The 18,646-nt window shown below is 75.1% G+C and carries 17 protein-coding genes; 3 read left to right on the top strand and 14 right to left on the bottom strand.

The window, feature by feature from the left end:
- Nucleotides 1-339 precede the first annotated feature (339 nt).
- From tyrS to argC, 9 genes are read right to left on the bottom strand one after another with little or no spacing between them, the layout of a single operon-like run.
- Nucleotides 340-1,635, bottom strand: a complete 1,296-nt coding sequence (tyrS, locus tag ACI79Y_RS19040) for a tyrosine--tRNA ligase (RefSeq protein WP_457160000.1) — start codon at nt 1,633-1,635, stop codon at nt 340-342.
- Nucleotides 1,632-2,243 carry a DNA-3-methyladenine glycosylase gene (locus ACI79Y_RS19035; RefSeq protein ID WP_457160002.1) on the bottom strand — a complete coding sequence of 204 codons (612 nt, stop codon included), beginning with the start codon at nt 2,241-2,243 and terminating at the stop codon, nt 1,632-1,634. The genes tyrS and ACI79Y_RS19035 overlap by 4 nt, the downstream gene beginning before the upstream one ends.
- A gap of 50 nt (nt 2,244-2,293) precedes the next feature.
- On the bottom strand, nt 2,294-3,742 hold the full coding sequence (gene argH, locus ACI79Y_RS19030) for an argininosuccinate lyase (protein WP_457159999.1): 1,449 nt from the start codon (nt 3,740-3,742) through the stop codon (nt 2,294-2,296).
- Complete coding sequence (locus ACI79Y_RS19025; protein ID WP_457159998.1) at nt 3,739-4,287, bottom strand: arginine repressor; 549 nt, start codon at nt 4,285-4,287, stop codon at nt 3,739-3,741. Before ACI79Y_RS19025 ends, argH begins: the two co-directional genes overlap by 4 nt.
- Before the next feature lie 7 nt (nt 4,288-4,294).
- Nucleotides 4,295-5,242, bottom strand: coding sequence for an ornithine carbamoyltransferase (argF, locus tag ACI79Y_RS19020; RefSeq protein ID WP_457159997.1), 948 nt, complete (start codon nt 5,240-5,242; stop codon nt 4,295-4,297).
- The gene (locus ACI79Y_RS19015; RefSeq protein ID WP_457159996.1) at nt 5,239-6,510 is read right to left on the bottom strand and encodes an acetylornithine transaminase; all 1,272 of its coding nucleotides are present in this window, start codon (nt 6,508-6,510) and stop codon (nt 5,239-5,241) included. Before ACI79Y_RS19015 ends, argF begins: the two co-directional genes overlap by 4 nt.
- Nucleotides 6,507-7,523, bottom strand: a complete 1,017-nt coding sequence (gene argB / locus ACI79Y_RS19010) for an acetylglutamate kinase (protein ID WP_457159995.1) — start codon at nt 7,521-7,523, stop codon at nt 6,507-6,509. Before argB ends, ACI79Y_RS19015 begins: the two co-directional genes overlap by 4 nt.
- The gene (gene argJ, locus ACI79Y_RS19005) at nt 7,520-8,686 is read right to left on the bottom strand and encodes a bifunctional glutamate N-acetyltransferase/amino-acid acetyltransferase ArgJ (RefSeq protein WP_457159994.1); all 1,167 of its coding nucleotides are present in this window, start codon (nt 8,684-8,686) and stop codon (nt 7,520-7,522) included. Before argJ ends, argB begins: the two co-directional genes overlap by 4 nt.
- Nucleotides 8,683-9,723: an N-acetyl-gamma-glutamyl-phosphate reductase gene (gene argC, locus ACI79Y_RS19000; protein WP_457159993.1), complete on the bottom strand. Its 1,041-nt coding sequence runs from the start codon at nt 9,721-9,723 to the stop codon at nt 8,683-8,685. Before argC ends, argJ begins: the two co-directional genes overlap by 4 nt.
- A gap of 159 nt (nt 9,724-9,882) precedes the next feature.
- On the opposite strand from argC, the gene ACI79Y_RS18995 reads away from it, so the two are divergent.
- Both ACI79Y_RS18995 and ACI79Y_RS18990 read left to right on the top strand, forming a co-directional pair.
- Entirely contained in the window at nt 9,883-10,215 is a 333-nt protein-coding gene (locus tag ACI79Y_RS18995) for an STAS domain-containing protein (RefSeq protein WP_457159992.1), read from the top strand.
- A 55-nt stretch (nt 10,216-10,270) separates the two neighbouring features.
- The gene (locus ACI79Y_RS18990; RefSeq protein ID WP_457159991.1) at nt 10,271-10,678 is read left to right on the top strand and encodes a VOC family protein; all 408 of its coding nucleotides are present in this window, start codon (nt 10,271-10,273) and stop codon (nt 10,676-10,678) included.
- A 47-nt stretch (nt 10,679-10,725) separates the two neighbouring features.
- Here ACI79Y_RS18990 and ACI79Y_RS18985 read toward each other — a convergent pair whose 3' ends face one another.
- The 3 genes from ACI79Y_RS18985 to pheS all read right to left on the bottom strand — a co-directional run bounded on the left by ACI79Y_RS18985 (nt 10,726) and on the right by pheS (nt 15,203).
- Nucleotides 10,726-11,505, bottom strand: a complete 780-nt coding sequence (locus tag ACI79Y_RS18985; protein ID WP_457160001.1) for an SDR family oxidoreductase — start codon at nt 11,503-11,505, stop codon at nt 10,726-10,728.
- Nucleotides 11,506-11,602: 97 nt separating this feature from the next.
- A complete protein-coding gene (gene pheT, locus ACI79Y_RS18980) occupies nt 11,603-14,065 on the bottom strand; it encodes a phenylalanine--tRNA ligase subunit beta (protein ID WP_457159990.1) in 2,463 nt (820 codons plus the stop codon).
- Between the two features lie 70 nt (nt 14,066-14,135).
- A complete protein-coding gene (gene pheS, locus ACI79Y_RS18975; protein WP_457159989.1) occupies nt 14,136-15,203 on the bottom strand; it encodes a phenylalanine--tRNA ligase subunit alpha in 1,068 nt (355 codons plus the stop codon).
- 161 nt (nt 15,204-15,364) lie between these two features.
- Between pheS and ACI79Y_RS18970 the strand changes: the two genes are divergently transcribed.
- Complete coding sequence (locus ACI79Y_RS18970; RefSeq protein ID WP_457159988.1) at nt 15,365-16,723, top strand: sodium/calcium exchanger protein; 1,359 nt, start codon at nt 15,365-15,367, stop codon at nt 16,721-16,723.
- 75 nt (nt 16,724-16,798) lie between these two features.
- On the opposite strand, the gene ACI79Y_RS18965 is transcribed toward ACI79Y_RS18970, so the two are convergent.
- Complete coding sequence (locus ACI79Y_RS18965) at nt 16,799-17,638, bottom strand: metallophosphoesterase (RefSeq protein WP_457159987.1); 840 nt, start codon at nt 17,636-17,638, stop codon at nt 16,799-16,801.
- Nucleotides 17,639-17,688: 50 nt separating this feature from the next.
- Nucleotides 17,689-18,495, bottom strand: a complete 807-nt coding sequence (locus ACI79Y_RS18960; protein ID WP_457159986.1) for a TrmH family RNA methyltransferase — start codon at nt 18,493-18,495, stop codon at nt 17,689-17,691.
- Nucleotides 18,496-18,646: the final 151 nt, after the last annotated feature.

Genomic DNA, 18,646 nt, shown 5'->3' with positions numbered 1-18,646 from the left:
AGCACTCTCGATGTCAATCAACCAAAGGAATCCCCAACCCAATCGCAGAACGACCAGGCCGAATGGGGGTTTAACTATATGGCACTGACTTTCGGCACGCTGTTGAGTTCTCAAGGAGCGGACGCGCGAAGAACCTGGCCTCTCGGCCGTCGTCTTCGGCTTGGTGTCTTGCTCTCGGCGCTCGTTCCCGGCCTCGCGGCTCGTTCCTGGCGCAGAAAGAAACTTACGCGGCCCTCGCAGCGGGTGTCAAACCGGTGGGGTGGTGACCCGCGCCACCTGCTCGGAACGTCGCCGTCACCTGGCGTTCACACGCCTCCCGCGGCTGCCGCTCCGACCCGGTCAGGTGGCCCCGGGGCGGTGCACACCGGCGATGGAGCGCTTGCCCTTGCGGAGCACAAGCCAGCCACCCGGGAGCCAGTCGCCGGCGGCCGGCACCGCGTCGGCGTCGGTGATCCGCGCGTTGTTCACGTACGCCCCGCCCTCCTTGACGGTGCGGCGCGCGTCGGACAGCGATGAGGCCAGGCCCGCCTGCTGCAGCAGCGTGGCGACCGGAACGGCGGGGTCGTCGACCTCGATCGAGCCGGCCTCGGTGAGCGCGGCGGTCAGGGTCTGCGGGTCGAGGTCGGTCAGCTCCGCGCGGCCGAACAGCGCCCGGCCGGCGGCCTCGGCCTGGGCCAGTTCCCGCGGCCCGTGCACCAGCCGGGTGAGCTCCTCGGCCAGCGCACGTTGCGGCGCGCGGGACGCCGGCCGCTCCTCCGACTCGGCGATCAGGGCGGCGACCTCCTCGGCAGGACGCTCGGAGAAGAGCGGGAGCCAGGCCCGGGCATCGACGTCGTCGGCGTTCAACCAGAACTGGAAGAACGCGTAGGGCGACGTCAGGGTGGGGTCGAGCCACACGGCTCCCCCCTCGCTCTTGCCGAACTTCTGGCCGTCGGACTTCGTCACGAGCGGGGTCGTGAGAGCGTGCCCGGTGACTCCTTCGACGCGCCGGAGCAGGTCGGTGCCGGCGGTCAGGTTGCCCCACTGGTCCGAGCCTCCGCTCTGCAGCGTCACCCCGTGCCGGCGGAACAGCTCCAGGTAGTCATTGGCCTGCAGCAGCTGGTAGCTGAACTCGGTGAAGCTGATCCCGGCCTCGCTGTTGAGCCGGGCCGACACCGCCTCCTTGGCCAGCATCCGGCCGACTCGGAAGTGCTTGCCGATGTCCCGGAGGAAGTCCAGGGCCGACAGCTGCCCGGTCCACTCGAGGTTGTCCACGTAGACCGGTGCCCGCAGCGAGGGGTCCTCGTGCACCGGCTGCTCCAGGAAGGGGGCCACCTGGGCGCGGATGCGGTCCACCCAGCCGGCCACCGTCGCCCGGTCGTTCAACTGGCGCTCGGCGGTCATCCGCGGGTCACCGATCAGGCCGGTGGCCCCTCCCACGAGCACCACCGGCTGGTGCCCGGCCCGTTGCAGGGCGCGCAGCACCATGAACTGGAGCAGGTGGCCGACGTGCAGGCTCGCCGCGGTGGGGTCGAACCCGCAGTAGTAGGTGACCGGGCCCTCCGCGAGGTGGGCGCGCAGGGCGTCCTCGTCGGTGCTCTGGGCGATCAGCCCGCGGTGGTGCAGTTCGTCGATCACGGAAGGCGCGGAGGTCACGGTCGTCCATCCTGCCTGGCGCTCGTCCGCCGCGGCTTGCCACCCGCCCGGAACACGCTCACCGACGGGGCGTCGGTCTCCCAGAAGCGCCACGGCAGCTCGGTCGCCACGCTGATCCCGACCCGCGGCCCGGTGGAGACGGCTGCCGGCGCACTCCCGTGGTGCAGGCGCACCGGGGACGCCGGGTCGAGCAGGTGGGCACCCCGATCGGCCGGCCCGATGGCCAGTGCCTGCGTCAGTCGCGCGGGACCGCGAGCCAGGTCCCGCGCGACCTTCGCGGCCGGACGGCGTTCCCGGGCCAGTGGCTCCCCCACCACCACCTCGCCCGCGCGCATCAGCACCGCCGAGCCGCGCCCTTCCGGGCCGACCACCACGTTGGCGCACCAGTGCACGCCGTAGCTGAAGTAGACGTACAGCCGACCGGGAGGGCCGAACATGATCTCCGCCCGCGGGGTGGGCCCTCGGTGTGCGTGCGAGGCCGGGTCCTCGCCCTGGCCGGAGTAGGCCTCGACCTCGGTCAGTCGGAGCGCCACCCGTCCCTCGGGGCGGTCGGTCACCACCCAGCAGCCGAGCAGAGCGCGCGCGACGTCGTCGACCGGCCCGAGCAGCTCCTCGGGGGTGAGGAGCGGCCCGGGCTGGGCGGCGGGCGGCGACCCGGTCAGAGCGCCGCCGCCACCGGGGAGGCCGTGCCCCAGTCGGCGTGCTGGCGGGCCTGCTCGGCCAGCGAGGCCAGCTGCTCGGCCACCCGCTCCGGTGCGGTGCCCCCACGCGCCTTGCGGGCGGCGAGTGCGCCCCGGACGGAGAGCACCGAGCGCACCTCCGGGGTGAGCCGCTCGTCGATGCCGGCGAGCTGGTCGTCGTCCAGCTGGTCGAGCTCCAGGCCGGCCTCCTCGCAGAAGGCGACCATCGCGCCGCTGATCTCGTGCGCGGACCGGAACGGCACGCCCTGGCGCACCAGCCACTCGGCGACGTCGGTGGCCAGCGCGAATCCCTGCGGCGCGGCTGCCTCGAGCACCTCGGGCCGCAGCGTGAGCGTGGCGATCATGCCGGTCACCGCGGGCAGCAGCAGGAGCAGCTGCTCCATGGAGTCGAAGACCGGCTCCTTGTCCTCCTGCAGGTCGCGGTCGTAGGCCAGCGGCAGGCCCTTGAGCATGGTCAGCAGGCCGGTCAGGTTGCCCACGAACCGCCCGGACTTCCCGCGGGCCAGCTCGGCGATGTCGGGGTTCTTCTTCTGCGGCATGATCGACGACCCGGTGGCCCAGGCATCGTCCAGGCGGGCCCAGCCGAACTCGGTCGACGTCCAGAGCACCACCTCCTCCCCCAGCCGGGACAGGTGCACGCCGATCAGCGCCGCGGCGAAGGCGAACTCCGCAGCGAAGTCGCGGTCGCTGACCCCGTCGATGGAGTTGTCCGACGCGCGGTCGAAACCGAGCTCGGCGGCCACGGCGTCGGGGTCGAGCGGCAGGGACGACCCGGCGAGCGCGCCGGAGCCGTAGGGGCTCACCGCGGTGCGCCGGTCCCAGTCGCGCAGGCGGTCGACGTCGCGGGTGAAGGCGTGCGCGTGGGCCAGCAGCTGGTGGGCGATGAGCACCGGCTGGGCGTGCTGCAGGTGGGTCATCCCCGGCGCCGGGACGTCGCGGTAGCGGTTGGCCAGCCCCACCAGGGCGTGCTCCAACGAGGACAGCTCGGCGACCAGCGTCCGGACGTGGTGGCGCAGGTACAGCCGCAGGTCGGTGGCGATCTGGTCGTTGCGGCTGCGGCCGGCCCGCAGCTTGCCGCCGAGCGCGCCGAGCTTCTCGGTGAGCCCGCGTTCGAGGGCCTCGTGCACGTCCTCGTCGGCCTCGATGGCGGTGAACGTGCCGTCGGCCACCTCAGCCGACAGCTCGGTGAGCGCGCCGATCATGCGGGGCAGCTCGTCGTCGGTCAGCAGCCCGGCCCGGTGCAGCACCCGGGCGTGCGCCCGGGACCCGGCCAGGTCGAAGGGGGCCAGCTGCCAGTCGAAGTGGGTGGACTTCGACAACGCAGCCATCGCCGCCGACGGGCCGCCGCCGAAACGACCACCCCACAGCCGGGTCTGGTTGGCCGCGGTCGCTGCCGGGTCGGTCACTGCACGCTCTCTTCCACGTCGTCGATGCTGTCGGACGCCGGGTCCGGGTGTGCGGCGGGGGTGCCCCCGGCCAGCGCCCGCAGCCGCTCGGCGAGGGCCGCCCCGCCGTCGGGCCGACGGGAGACGACCAGCAGGGTGTCGTCGCCGGCGATGGTGCCCAGCACGTCGGGCAGGCCCACCTTGTCCAGGCCGGAGGCGAGGAACTGGGCGGCACCCGGCGGGGTGCGCAGGACCGCCAGGTTGGCGCTGCCCTCCGCGCTGGTGAGCAGGTCGGCCAGCAGCCGGCCGAGGCGGGCCGGCGCGGCCTGGGCCGGCCGCAGCGGCGCGTTCTCCGGCGGTAGCACGTAGGACGCCGGGGCGCCGTCGGAGCCGCGGAGCTTCACCGCGCCGAGCTCCTCCAGGTCCCGCGACAGCGTGGCCTGGGTGACCTCGACTCCGGACTCGGCCAGCAGCTTGGCCAGGTGGGTCTGCGAGGTGACCGGGCCGGCGTTGATCAGCTCGGCGATGCGGGCGTGCCGCGCCGACCGGTTCAGCGCACTGGTCATCGCGGCCTCACGCGTTGCGCTCCAGCAGCCAGAGCAACAAGGCCTTCTGCGCGTGCAGCCGGTTCTCCGCCTCGTCCCAGACCGCGCTCTGCGGGCCGTCGATGACCTCCGCGGCGACCTCCTTGCCGCGGTAGGCCGGCAGGCAGTGCAGGACGACGGCGTCGTCGGCGGCGCGGCTCAGCGACGCCTCGTCGACGGCGTAGGGCTCGAAGGGCGCGATCCGGGCGGCGTACTCGTCCTCCTGCCCCATCGACACCCAGGTGTCGGTGACCAGCACGTCGGCGGCGTCGGCTGCGGCTGCCGGGTCGGCGGTCCACTGCACCGAGCCGCCGGTCTCCGCCGCGATGTCCGCGGCGCGCTTGAGCACGGCCGGGTCGGGCTGGAAGCTCTCCGGCGAGCCGATCCGCACGTGCAGGCCGGCCAGCGCGCCGCCGAGCAGGTAGGAGTGCGCCATGTTGTTGGCGCCGTCGCCCAGGTAGCTGAAGGTCAGGCCGGCCAGCCGGCCCTTGCGCTCGGCGACGGTCTGCAGGTCGGCCAGGATCTGGCACGGGTGGTACTCGTCGGTGAGGGCGTTGACCACCGGCACCCGGCTGGTGGCGGCCATCGTCTCCAGCCGGTCCTGGCCGAAGGTCCGCCACACGATCGCCGCGACCTGCCGGTCCAGCACCCGGGTGGTGTCCTCCACCGGTTCGCCGCGGCCCAGCTGGCTGGTGCCCGAGTCGACGACCAGTGGGAAGCCGCCGAGCTCGGCGATCCCGACGGAGAAGCTGATCCGCGTCCGGGTGGACGGCTTGTCGAACAGCACCGCGACCGTCCGCGGCGCGCCGTTGCGCGCGCGCAGCGGCGTCGGCGCCTCCGCGGTGTGCCGTCCGGCCTTGAGCCGGGCGGCGAGCGCCAGCACCTCGGCCTGCTCGGCCGGGGTGAGGTCGTCGTCCTTCAGGAAGTGCCGGGTCACTGCTGGGTGTCCAGGGCCGGGTGGGACGGCTCGGCTCCGGCCTCGTTCCGCTCCTCGGTCGCTGACGCTCCCTGCGATGCTCGCTCAGCCGTCGCCATCGCGGCATCGAGCGCTGCGGGGAGCGCGCACACGAAGGCGTCGAGCTGGGCGTCGGTCACGACCAACGGCGGCGCGAGCCGCACGGCGTCGGGTGCGACGGCGTTGGTCAGGAAGCCCGCGGCCCGCAGCTGGGCCTCCACCGCCGCGGCGACGGGCGCGGTGAGGACGACGCCGAGCAGCGCGCCCCTCCCCCGCACCCCGGCGACGCCCGGGTGGCCGAGCGCCTCCACCGCGGCGGTGACCCGGTGCTCGATCTCCTTGGCGCGTTCCAGCAGCCCCTCGTCGCGGATGGTGTCCAGCACCGCCAGCGCGGCCGCCGCGGCGATCGGGTTGCCACCGAAGGTGGAGCCGTGCGACCCGGCGGTCATCAGGTCGGCGGCGCCGCCGAAGGCCAGCACCGCACCCAGCGGCAGGCCGCCGCCCAGCGCCTTGGCCAGGGTGATCACGTCGGGCTGCAGGCCGTCGGCCTGGGAGGCGAACCAGTGGCCGGTGCGGCCGGTGCCGGTCTGCACCTCGTCGACGGCGAACAGTGCGCCGGCCTCGGAGGCCGCCGCGGCGGCGGCGGACAGGTAGCCGGCCGGGGCGGGCAGCACGCCCCCCTCACCCAGCACCGGCTCGAGCAGGACCATCGCCGTCCGGTCACCCACGGCTGCCCGCAGGGCATCCGGGTCGCCGTAGGGCACGTGCTGGACGCCGCCGGGCAGCGGCGCGAAGGCCGCGGCCTTGGCCGGCTGACCGGTGAGCGCCAGCGCGCCCATGGTCCGCCCGTGGAACGAGCCCAGCGCGCTGACCACCTCGGGCCGGCCGGTCAGCCGGCTGATCTTGAAGGCGGCCTCGTTGGCCTCCGCGCCGGAGTTGCAGAAGAACACCCGCCCCGGCCGGCCAGCCAGCTCCAGCAACCGCTCGGCCAGCAGGACACCGGGCTCGTGCATGGCCAGGTTGGAAACGTGCCCGAGCAGCTGCGCCTGCGCGGTGATCGCGTGCACCACCGCGGGGTGGGCGTGGCCCAGGATCGTCGTCGCGATGCCGCCGAGCAGGTCGGTGTACTCGCGGCCGTCGACGTCCCAGACGGTGGCGCCGGCGCCCCGGGCGAGCGCGACCGGCGGGGTCTTGTAGTTGCCCATCATCACCGCCGACCAGCGGGTGGCCAGCTCCTCGGTGTGCGTCACGGTGCTGCCGCTCCCTCCGGTGTCGGTTCGGCCGGGACGACCATCGTCCCGGTGCCCTCGGTGGTGAACATCTCCAGCAGCAGGGCGTGCGGGAGCCGGCCGTCGACGACGGTCGCCCGCTTCACCCCGCCCTCGACCGCCCGCAGGCAGGCGGCCATCTTCGGGATCATCCCGGCGTCCAGGGTCGGCAGGATCTCGGCCAGCTCGATGGCGTCGATCTGCTCGACCAGGGAGTCGCGGTCGGGCCAGTTGGCGTAGAGGCCCTCGACGTCGGTGAGGACGACGAGCTTCACCGCTCCGAGCGCGACGGCGAGTGCCGCGGCGGCGGTGTCGGCGTTGACGTTGTGCACCTGGCCGTCGGCGTCGGGGGCGACGGTGGCGACGACCGGGATGTGCCCGGCCTCCAGCAGGGCGGTGACCGGCGCGGGCTCGACCGCGACGACGTCACCGACCAGTCCGACGTCGACCGGCTCGCCGTCGATCATCGCGTGCGTGCGGGCGGCGGTGAACAGGCCACCGTCCTCGCCGGACAGGCCGACGGCGAGCGGGCCGTGGGAGTTGATCAGCCCGACCACCTCGGGCCCGACCTGGCCGGTGAGCACCATCCGGACGACGTCGATCGTCTCCGGCGTGGTCACCCGCAGGCCGCCGCGGAACTCGCTGGCGATGCCCAGCCGGTTGAGCATGGCGCTGATCTGCGGCCCACCGCCGTGGACGACGACCGGGAGGATCCCGCAGGTCCGCAGGAAGACCATGTCCTCGGCGAAGGCCCGCCGGCAGTCCTCGTCGACCATCGCGTGGCCGCCGTACTTGATCACCACGACCTTGCCGTGGAACTCCTGCAACCAGGGCAGCGCACCGGTGAGGACGGCGACCTTGCGGGCGTCGCCCTCGGGGTCATGGGTGCGCATCACCCGGCGGGTGCCGATCGCGCGGCGGCCGGCGGGCGACAGCTCGTCGGGACGCACGTCGGGCGGGGTGGGGTCCTGCGCGGGGCTCAGGGCGTCGCTCATGTGGAGTAGGCCGAGTTCTCGTGCACGTAGGCGATGGACAGGTCGTTGGTCCAGATCGTGGCCTGTTCGGTGCCGGCCCTCAGGTCGACGTCGATGGTGATCTGGCGCCCGGTGAGGTCGACGCCCTCGCGCGGGTCGCCGATCGAGCCACCCCGGCACACGGTGACGCCGTTGATGGTGACGTCGACGGCGTCGGCCTCGAAGGCGGCGTCGGTGGTGCCGATCGCCGCCAGCACCCGGCCCCAGTTGGGGTCGTTGCCGAACAGGGCGGTCTTGAGCAGGTTGTTGCGCGCGCAGGCGCGGCCGGCGGTGAGCGCGTCCCGCACCGTCGCGGCGTTGCGGACGGTGATCGCGATGTCCTTGGTGGAGCCCTCGGCGTCGGCGAGCAGCTGCATCGCGAGGTCGGTGGCCGCGGCGGTGAGCGCCGCGGTGAGCTCCTCCTCCGACGGCGTCACGCCGCTGGCGCCGTTGGCCATGGCAATGACCGTGTCGTTGGTGGACAGGCAGCCGTCGGAGTCGACCCGCTCCACGCTCACGCTGGTGGCCGCCGCGAGCGCCCGCTGCAGCACGTCCGATGGGACGAGGGCGTCGGTGGTGAGGACGACGAGCATGGTGGCCAGCGACGGGGCGAGCATGCCCGCGCCCTTGGCCATGCCGCCGACCGTCCACCCGGCGCCGGACTGCACCGTCGTCTTCGGGACGGTGTCGGTGGTCATGATCGCCTGCGCGGCGGCGGCGCCGCCGTCGGCGGACAGCTCCCCGACCGCGGCCGTGACGCCGGGCAGCAGCACGTCCATCGGCAGGCGGACGCCGATGAGGCCGGTGGAGGCGACCGCGACGTCGATCGCGCCCACCTGCAGACCGGCCCGGCCGAGCTCGGCGGCCAGGTGCTCCGCGGTGGCGTGGGTGTCGCCGAAGCCCTCCGGGCCGGTGCACGCGTTGGCCCCGCCGGAGTTGAGCACGACGGCCTTGAGCCGGCCGGTGGCCAGCACCTGGCGGCTCCACTGCACCGGGGCGGCCGGGAAGCGGTTGGTGGTGAAGACGGCGGCCGCGGCGTCGTCCGGGCCGTCGTTGACCACGACGGCGACGTCCGGGTTGCCCGACGTCTTGAGCCCGGCGGCGACGCCGGCGGCCCGGAAGCCCTGGGGGGCGGTGACGCTCACGGGGCCACCCCCACCAGCGGGAGACCGGTGGTCTCGGGAAGGCCGAGGGCGAGGTTGGCGCACTGCAGGGCGGCGCCCGCGGTGCCCTTGGCGAGGTTGTCGACGGCGGCCACGACGACCAGCCGGCCGGCGTCGGGGTCGACGGCGAGCTGCAGCTGCACGGTGTTGGCACCGAGGACGGCGGCGGTGGTCGGCCACTGCCCCTCGGGCAGCAGGTGCACGAACGGCTCGTCGCCGTAGGCCTTCGTGTAGGCGGCGCGGGCGGCGTCCGCGTCGACCCCCGGGGCCAGCGGCGCCGAGCAGGTGGCCAGGATGCCGCGGCTCATCGGCACCAGGGTCGGGGTGAAGCTCACGCCGACGGTCCTACCGGCGGCCTGTGACAGGTTCTGGACCATCTCCGGGGTGTGCCGGTGGACGCCGCCGACGCCGTAGGCGCTGGCCGAGCCCATCACCTCGCTGCCCAGCAGGTGCGGCTTGGGCGACTTGCCCGCGCCGGAGGTGCCCGAGGCGGCGACGACCACGACGTCGGGCTCGACCAGGCCGGCGGCCAGGGCCGGGGCCATCGCCAGGGTGACCGAGGTCGGGTAGCAGCCGGGGACGGCGATCCGCCGAGCGCCGGCCAGCTGCTCCCGCTGGCCGGGCAGCTCCGGCAGGCCGTAGGGCCAGTGACCCGCGTGCTCGCCCCCGTACCAGCGGGCCCACGCGGCCGGGTCGTTGAGCCGGTGGTCGGCGCCGCAGTCGATGACGAGCACGTCGTCCGGGAGCTGAGCGGCGATCGCCGCGGACTCCCCGTGCGGCAGCGCCAGGACGACGACGTCGTACCCGGCGAGGGCGGTGGCGTCGCTGGGCTGCACCACCAGGTCGGCGTACGGGAGGAGGTGGGGCTGCAGCTCCCCCAGGCGCCGGCCGGCGCTCGAGTTGGCGTGCACCCCGGTCAGCCGGAGCTGCGGGTGCCCGGCCAGCAGCCGGCACACCTCACCTCCGGCGTACCCGGTGGCGCCGGTGACCCCGACCGTCCACGTCTGCCCATCGCTCACGATGCATGACCATACACACTCGTGCATGAACGTGTAAGCAGGTGGTGCCGAGCCCGGAGATCCAGGCCACACCGGAGCTCATCGCCGCGTTCTGTCAGACCCCGGGTGCACAGTGCCCAGCACCCGGCGATCGCGGCCGGTCAGGGGAGGACGAGAACGATGACCGAGACGCAGGACCCGCAGTGGACGCCGGCCGGTGGGATCGACCTGGTCGAGGAAGGTGGCGTTCCGGTCCTCCGGCTGCACGGCGAGGTCGACTCGCTCGTCGTCGAGGCCTGGGACGCGGGGGCTGCGCCCGACTCTCGGCCGGCGCAGGCGGTCGACGCCTCCCGGGCGACCTTCCTGGACTGCCGGGGGCTGCGGATGCTCGTGCGCGAGACCGCGGCGGCCCGCCGGGCCGGGCTGCTGCCCGAGCTGCGCCATCCCTCCGCCACCGTGCGCCGGCTGGTCGAGGCCACCGGGGCCGCTCCGTTGTTCACCCAGGTCGGGTGAGCCACCGTCCGGGGCGGCGCCGATGAGTTCTGCGGGCGACGCCGGTCTCACCGGCATGACCCAGACACAGGCTCCAGCCACCACGCTCACCTCGATCGCCACCGCGATGTTCACCGTCCGGGACCAGGACGCCGCCCTGGCCTTCTACACCGACGTCCTCCGCTTCGAGGTGCGCGGCGACCAACGGTTCGGCGAGCACGGCGAGCACCGCTGGCTGGAAGTGGCGCCGGCCGGCTCGGCGACACGCCTGGCCCTCAACCCGCCGATGGGGGGCACCCCCGGCGGCGGGGCGATCGGGGTGGAGAGCACCGACGTGCTGGCCGAGCACGCCCGCCTGGCGGCCCGGGGTGACGTGGCGGTCGGTCCGGCGCCGACCCCCGTTCCCGGCGCGCCGCTGCTCTTCAGCGTGAACGATCCGGACGGCAACACCGTGTGGGTCGTCGAGGCGGAGACCGCCGGCTGAGCCGGCCGGCACCGGTCGGGCCGGGGCGGCCGCCGACGACGCCGGCGTCAGCCGGTGGGGTCGTCGTCCCCGTAGCGGCACAGCCGCAGCATCCGGGCGTCTCCCTCGGGCTGCACCGAGCGCAGGGTGTCCAGGTCGTCGGCGCCGGCGCGGACGAACCGGCCCGACCACTGGTCCAGCTCGCCGGCGGCGATCGCGGCCACCAGGTCGACGACGGTCTGCGGGTCGGTCCACTCGGTGCGGCCCTCGTGGATCGACATCGACGTCGACATCGCCGTCTCGACCACGCCGGGCGAGAGGTCGAAGGCGTGCACCCCGGTGCCGGCCAGCCCGGCGTGCAGCACCTCGGTCAACCGCATCAGCCCGGTCTTGCCCACCGAGTAGGCGCTGTAGAGGTCCCGGCCGCGGGTGCTCAGCCCGCTGCCCAGGTCGACCACCCGGCCCCGGCCGCGCTCGACCATCCCCGGCACGACGGCGTGCACGAGCAGCAGCGGCCCGCGCACGTGGCTCTCCACCACACGCCACCAGTCGTCGGGGTCGGCCTGCCAGACGGGCACCTCGGCGGTGTCCATCAGCCCGGCGTTGTTGACCAGCAGGTCGACCGGGCCCAGCTCGGCGGTGACCCGGCCGACGGCGGCCTCCACCGCCGCGCGGTCGGTGACGTCGGCCGGGACGGCCAGGGTCCGGGCGCCCGTGGCCTCAGCCACCTCGTCCATCGCCGTCTGCAGCCGGCCGGCCGACCGCGCCATCCCGGCCACCGCGGCGCCCCGGGCGGCCAGCCCCTGCGCCAGGTGCCGGCCGATGCCCGCCGACGCCCCGGTGACCAGCGCGACGGTGCCTGTGAGGGATCTCTTCCGACGGCCTTCGGCCCCGTCCAGGGGACCGCCCTGAGCGTGCGAAGGGTGGGCAGGACGGGGTCCTTCGTCAGCCACGGACGACCGCCCCCGTCCGCTCGGCCGCCAGTGCCGCCGCGGCGTCCCGGGCCGCGTTGGCCTCCTCGCCGGTCAGCGTGCGGTCCGGTGCGCGCAGCGTGAGCGCGTAGGCCAGCGACTTCGAGCCGGCCGGCACCGAGGAGCCGGTGTAGACGTCGAAGAGCCTCAGCTGCTCGAGCAGCACGCCGGCGCCCTCGCGCAGCGCGGCGTCGACCGCGGCGGCCGGCACGTCGTCGGCGACGACCAGCGCGAGGTCGACCAGCACCGGCGGGAAGGTCGACACGTGCGGCCCCACCGCCACCCGGGCCGGGGGGAAGGAGTCGACGTCGATCTCCATCACCGACGTGCGGGCCGGGAGCTCCAGCGCCGCGCAGACGCGCGGGTGCAGCTCGCCGGCGTACCCGACGACCCGGCCCTCGACCAGCAGCTCCGCGCAGCGGCCGGGGTGCCAGGGCGCCCGCTCCCCCGCGCGCACGGTCAGCTGCACCCCGGCGGCCTCGGCGACGGTGCGGGCGGCCTGCACCGCGTCGGCCCACTCCGCCGGGCGGCCCGGGCCCCACCAGCCGCGCGGCTCGCGCTGCCCGGTCAGCGCCACCCCGACGTGCCAGGGCTGCACCGGCACCGCACCCAGCAGCGCCGCCAGGGTCGCGTCGTCCGGACGGGCGTCGACGCCGGGCACCGGCGCGGCGCCGGTGAGCCCGCCGGGGAAGACGGCGCCGTGCTCGAAGACCGACAGGTCGCGCTGGCCGCGGCCCAGGTTCCGGGCCAGCGTGGCCAGCAGGCCCGGCAGCAGCGTGGTGCGCAGCGCGGGCGCCTCCTCCGACAGGGGGTTGCGCAGCGTGATGAGCGTGCGCCGCTCGTCGTCGTCCGGCAGGCCGAGCGCGTCCAGCTGCGTCGACCCGATGAACGGGTAGGACGGCGCCTCCACGTAGCCGGCGTCGGCCAGCGCCCGGCCGATGCTGCGCCGGCGGCGCTGCCGCTCGGTCAGGCCGCGCCCGGGCGGGGCGGTGGGCAGCACGGAGGGGATCTCGTCGAACCCCACGCTCCGCACCACCTCCTCGACCAGGTCGGCCGGGTCGGTGAGGTCACCGCGCCAGGACGGCGGGGTCACCTGCAGGTGCTCGCCGTCGCCGTCGACCGTCGCGCCGAGGGCCTGCAGCACCTCGACCACCTGCGACGGCGGGCAGTCCACACCGGCGATCCGGCCGGGCAGGCCGGCGTCCAGCGCGATCACCGGCCGCGGGGCCCGGGTGTCGAGGTCGACCGGCGCACCGACGACCCTGGCGCCGCCGTGCTGGGCCAGCAGGCCGGCGGCGCGAGCGAGCGCGACCACGGTGACGTCGGGGTCGGTGCCCCGCTCGAACCGCTTGGCCGCCTCGCTGGGCAGCTTGTGCCGGCGCACCCCGCGGGAGATCCCGGTCTGCTCCCAGTGCGCCGCCTCCAGCAGCACGGCGGTGGTGCCCGCCCCGATCTCGGTGGCGGCGCCGCCCATCACCCCGGCCAGCCCGATCGGGCCGGACTCGTCGGCGATGACCAGGTCGTCGTCGGTGAGCGCCCGGTCCACGCCGTCCAGGGTGGTGAGCCGCTCCCCCGCCCGGGCCCGGCGGACGGTGATCGGGCCGGACAGGGTGTCCCGGTCGAAGGCGTGCATCGGCTGGCCCAGCTCGAGCATCACGTAGTTGGTGACGTCGACGGCCAGCGAGATGCTGCGGATCCCGCACTGGGCCAGCCGGCGGCGCAGCGCCCAGGGGCTCGGCGCCGCCGGGTCCAGGCCCTCCAGCGCCAGCATGGAGAACCGGTCGCAGCGCTCGGCGTCGGCGACGGTGACCTGCCAGGCCGGGTCGCCGGACCAGGCCGGCGGGGTGAGCGCGGCGGGGTCGCGCCACTCGACGCCGAGGGCCGCGGCGAGGTCACGGGCGATGCCGCGCAGGCTCATCGCGTAGCCGCGGTCCGGGGTGACCTCCAGGTCGAAGACCACGTCGTCCAGGCCGAGCACGCCGTGCGCGGGGGTGCCCGGTTCGATGCCGTCACGCCCGAGCACCAGGATGCCCGCGTGGTCCTCGCCGATGCCCAGTTCGCGGACCGAGCAGATCATCCCGTCGGAGACGTGGTCGTAGGTCTTCCGGGCGGCGATGGCGAAGTCGCCGGGCAGCACCGCACCGGGCAGGGCCGCGACCACCAGGTCACCGACGGCGAAGTTGCGGGCGCCGCAGACGATGCCCCGGGGTGCCTCCTCGCCGACGTCGACCTGGCAGTACCGGATCGGCTTCTTGAAGCCGGTGAGCTCCTCGATCTCCAGCACCCGGCCGATCACCAGCGGCCCGGTGGTCACCGGCGGGCGGTGGACGTCCTCGACCTCGAAGCCGAGCCGCACGAAGGCCTCGTCGAGCTCCTCGACCGTCGTCCCGGCCGGGACGTCGACGTGCTCGGTCAGCCAGCTGACGGGGACCTTCATTCGTTCACTCCGTTGCTCCGCAACCCGGTCGCTCCGCTCCTCGCTCGCTGGCGCTCGCTGCGATGCTCACTCACTGGCCCACTCCGAACGCAGTGGTGAACCGGACGTCGCCCTCGACGATGTCGTGCATGTCGCCGACGCCCGAGCGGAACTGGAGGGCCCGCTCGATGCCCATGCCGAAGGCGAAGCCGGTGTACTCGTCGGGGTCGATGCCGCAGGCGCGCAGCACCCGGGGGTTCACCATCCCGCAGCCGCCCCACTCGACCCAGCGCGGGCCGTCCCGGTGCTCGGGGAACCACACGTCGAACTCCGCCGAGGGCTCGGTGAAGGGGAAGAAGTGCGGCCGCCAGCGGGTCTGCGCCTCCGGCCCGAAAAGCACCCGGGCCAGGTGGTCCAGCGTGCCGCGCAGGTGCGCCATGGTCAGCCCGCGGTCGACGGCCAGCCCCTCGACCTGGTGGAAGACCGGGGTGTGCGTCGCGTCCAGCTCGTCGGTGCGGTAGACCCGCCCGGGAGCGACGACGTACATCGGCGGCGTGCGCTCGAGCATGGTGCGGGCCTGCACCGGGCTGGTGTGGGTGCGCAGCACCAGGCCGGAGTCCTCCGGGGCGACGAAGAAGGTGTCGGCCAGCGACCGGGCCGGGTGGTCCGGGCCGGTGTTGAGCGCGTCGAAGTTCAGCCACTCCGCCTCGAGCTCCGGGCCCTCGGCGACCTCGTAGCCCATCCCGACGAACACGTCGGCGATCCGCTCGGTGAGCGTGGTCAGCGGGTGCCGGGCGCCCCGGGGGGTGCGGTCCCAGGGCAGCGTGACGTCGACCCGCTCCTCGGCGAGCACCCGCTCGTCCCGCTCGGCCTCCAGCACCGCCAGACGCTCCTCGTAGGCGGCGGTCACCGCGGCGCGCGCGGCGTTCACCCGCTTGCCCGCGTCGGCCCGGGCAGCCGGGGGCAGCGCGCCGAGCTCGCGGCGGGCCAGCAGCACCGGTGCGCGGTCGCCCAGGTGGGCCGGCCGGACGGCGGCCAGCGCCTCCAGGTCCGCGGCGGCGGCGAAGGCATCCGTCGCCGCCTGCACGGCGGCGTCGAGGGCCTCCGCGCTCAGCGCGGCGACCTGCTTGGGGTCGTAGGGGTCGTTGGCGCCAGACACGGGACGCCATTCTGCCTGGCTGGTCCCGACACGCGCCGCCGGGTTTGCCGACGGGCCCGCCGGGTGAAGTGACTGCGGGCTGCGGACCCGCCCCGGGCCGGTCACGTCCCGGGGGCCGTACGGCCCCGGACAGCCCACCCGCCCCGAGCCCAGGAGCCCTCGTGCCGCAGGACCGATCCCCCCGCCCACCGGTCCCGATGCTCGCCGCGGCCGCCGTGACCCTGCCCGGCGCCGCGCTGGGGGCGCTCAGCTACCTGGGCACCGCCCCCGCCCTGCCGCCCTACCTGCTGGCCGTCGTCTTCGGGACGGCGATCATCGGCGCGGCCTTCCTGCTGTCCTGGGCGGCCGAGGCGATCCAGGTCGACGTGAGCGCCGGTCTGGCGCTGGCGGTCCTGGCGCTGGTCGCCGTGCTGCCCGAGTACGCGGTCGACTTCGTCTTCACCTTCGAGGCCGGGCAGGTGTACGCGGCGGAGGGCCAGTGCGTGCCGTCCGGCGGCGGGGACGGCAGCAACCCGTGCTCGCTCGCGCTGGCCAACATGACCGGCGCCAACCGGGTGCTGGTGGGAATCGGCTGGCCGCTGCTGGTGCTGGTGGCGGCGTGGTCGGCCCGGCGGCACCGGCGGGCCGCCGAGCACACCGCGAGCGTGCCCGCCCCGGGCCGGGTGGAGCTGAAGCCGACGATGTCCACCGAGGTGGTCTTCCTGGGCTTCGCCACCCTCTACTCGCTCACGCTGCCGCTGCGGACGTCGCTCACCCTGGTCGACGCGGCGGTGCTGGTGGCCGTCTTCGTCGTCTACGCCTGGCGGCTGGCCCAGGCCCCGGCCGAGGACCCGGATCTGATCGGCACCTCCGAGTGGGTGGCCGGGCACGCCCGTCGGCCGCGGCACGCCTGGGTCGGTGGGATGTTCGCCGTCGCCGCCGTGGTGATCCTGCTGTGCGCCGAGCACTTCGCCGGCGCCCTGGTGGAGACCGGTTCCGCGCTCGGGGTCGACGAGTTCGTGCTGGTGCAGTGGCTGGCGCCGCTGGCCAGCGAGTCCCCGGAGCTGATCGTCGCCTGCCTGTACGCCTGGCGACTGAAGGCCTCGGACTCCCTGGGCACCCTGCTGTCGAGCAAGGTGAACCAGTGGACGTTGCTGGTCGGCACCATCCCGATCGTGTTCGCGGTGTCCTCCACCAGCCTGCAGGGACTGCCGCTGGACACCCAGCAGCGCCTGGAGCTGCTGCTGACCGCCGCCCAGTCGCTGTTCGCCGTCAGCCTGCTGGTGACGCTGCGGCTGACCTGGCGGGGGGCGACGACGCTGCTGGTGCTGTTCGTCGTCCAGTTCGTCGCGAGCGTCGCGCTGTCCACCGAGGTCGACCGGCTCGTGATCCAGGTGCTCTCGGGGCTGTACGTGCTGCTCGCCCTCGGCCTGTTCGTCCGGCACGGCCGCCGCACCGGGCAGCTGGTCAAGGACGGCACGGTGACGCCGTTCCACCAGCTCGAGGAGGAGGCCGAGGAGCAGGAGGCCGTCACCCGCTGACCGCCGGTGGGCCGCGGCGGGGACCTGCAGGGGTCGCGGCGCCCACCCGGCCGGGAGCCGGGGCGCCGCGGCGGGTCAGCCGGTGACGGCCGCGTCGCTGAGGACAAGCGGCGCCCAATGCCGATGGGCGCGCTTCCCGAACCCGGGGTCGACGCCGATGAGCAGCCCGCCGGCCGCGGTGACCGCGACGTGGCGGTCGGCCCGCTGCAGCTGGACCCGGTCGCGCAGCTCGGGCGCGCGCAGCAGCGGCTCCCCGCGGTCGAAGACGACGACGCTGGAGTGCCCGTGCACCTGGGTGAACGGCATCCGCACACCGAGCGCCTCGTCCGCGACCCAGGAGGCGGCGAGCTCGGCGCCCGCCTCGGCCCACACCGGGCCCGAAGCGGGGTCCGGGTCCCCGCCGCCGAGCATCGTCCCCGCCCGCCAGAGCGTGTCCGGGTCGTGCTGTCGCAGGGCGTTCAGCGCCGCCGCAGCGCCGTCCGCGGTCGCCGGACGGCCGAGTCGGCGGTGCAGGCCGGACGTGAGGCCGGCGTGCGTGACCAGCACCTGCTGGCCGTCGGAGAGCGTGACCGCGGCGGCGACCCGCATCAGCCCGGCGCGCCACCACCGCCGCAGCGTGTCCTGGACGTCGCCGGGCAGCACCTCCGGCCAGTCGAAGGCGGGCGTGTCGACGTACTGGGCCTCGTGGTTGCCGACCAGCTGGTGCCACTGGTCGGGCTGGTCGGTGAGCACCCGGTCGACCAGCGTGACCACCCCCGCCGAGTCCGGGCCGCGGTGGACGAGGTCGCCGACCTGCACGACCTGCAGGTCCGCCGGCAGGCGACCGCTCCCGGGGTCGGCACCGAGGGCGACCAGGGCCGCCGTCAGCTGGGCGGAGTGCCCGCCGACGTCCCCGATGACCGCGACCCGTCCCACGGCGGCCATGGTGCCCGCCCGGGCCGCGCCCACCGCCACCGGCCGCCGGGTCAGCCCTGGGCGAGCTGGGTGGCGTACAGGCAGATCGAGGCGGCCACGGAGAGGTTCAGGCTCTCCGCCCGGCCGCGCATCGGCACCCGCACCCGCGCGTCGGCCAGGGCGCCCAGGGCCGGGTCGAGCCCGCGGGCCTCGTTGCCGAACAGCCACAGCACCGGGGCGGTGAGCAGCCCCTGGCCGGCGGCGGTGTCCAGGGGCACCTCTCCCCCACCGTCGGCGGCCAGCACCGTCACCCCGGCGGCCTGCACGTCGGCGATCAACCGGTCCAGCGGGGCGCTGCGCACGACGTCGACGTGGAACAGGCTGCCGGCGCTGCTGCGCACCACCTTGCCGTTGTACGGGTCGGTGGAGCCAACGCCGAAGACCACGGTGCCGGCGCCGCAGGCGTCGGCGGTGCGCAGCACCGTGCCGGCGTTCCCCGGGTCGTTGAGCTCGGCCAGTGCCACCGCGAGCTGCGGCGGGCGGGCCGCCAGCGACTCGGCGGGGACGTCGCGCAGCCGGCAGACGGCGACCAACCCCTGCGGGGTGACCGTCTCCGACAACGAGGCCGCAGCCCTGTCGGTGACCAGCCGGACCGGCACCCGGGTGCTCGCCAGCAGCTCCCGGTGCGCGGTCGCGGCGGCCTCGGTGGCGAACACCTCCCGGACGGCGGCGGGGTCGGCGGCGGCCTCGGCCAGGGCCTCGATGACCGCCTGCCGACCCTCGGCCAGAAAGGCGCCGGCGTCGTCCCGGCCGCTGCGGCGGGTGAGCTTGCGGGCAGCCGCGACCCGCGCAGAGCGTTCGGTCAGCAAGTCGGGCACGGGGTCTCCTCGGGGCGGGGCACAGACGACGACGCCGTCGTGGGGGGGGGGGGGGGGGGGGGGGGGGGGGGGGGCGGGGGGGGGGGGGGGGGGGGGGGGGGGGGGGGGGGCGGGGGGGCGCCCCCAAAAAATTGGGTCAAGCGCGGCCGGG

It is taken from the genome of Modestobacter sp. SYSU DS0875, from assembly GCF_054050915.1.
This window is presented reverse-complemented; position numbering and strand designations above follow the sequence as displayed.

Coding starts and splice junctions, on each gene's coding strand:
- argB (WP_457159995.1), bottom strand. CDS start 7,523: ATGAGCGACGCCCTGAGCCCCGCGCAGGACCCCACCCCGCCCGACGTG.
- ACI79Y_RS19025 (WP_457159998.1), bottom strand. CDS start 4,287: ATGACCAGTGCGCTGAACCGGTCGGCGCGGCACGCCCGCATCGCCGAG.
- pheT (WP_457159990.1), bottom strand. CDS start 14,065: ATGAAGGTCCCCGTCAGCTGGCTGACCGAGCACGTCGACGTCCCGGCC.
- ACI79Y_RS18990 (WP_457159991.1), top strand. CDS start 10,271: ATGACCCAGACACAGGCTCCAGCCACCACGCTCACCTCGATCGCCACC.
- ACI79Y_RS18995 (WP_457159992.1), top strand. CDS start 9,883: ATGACCGAGACGCAGGACCCGCAGTGGACGCCGGCCGGTGGGATCGAC.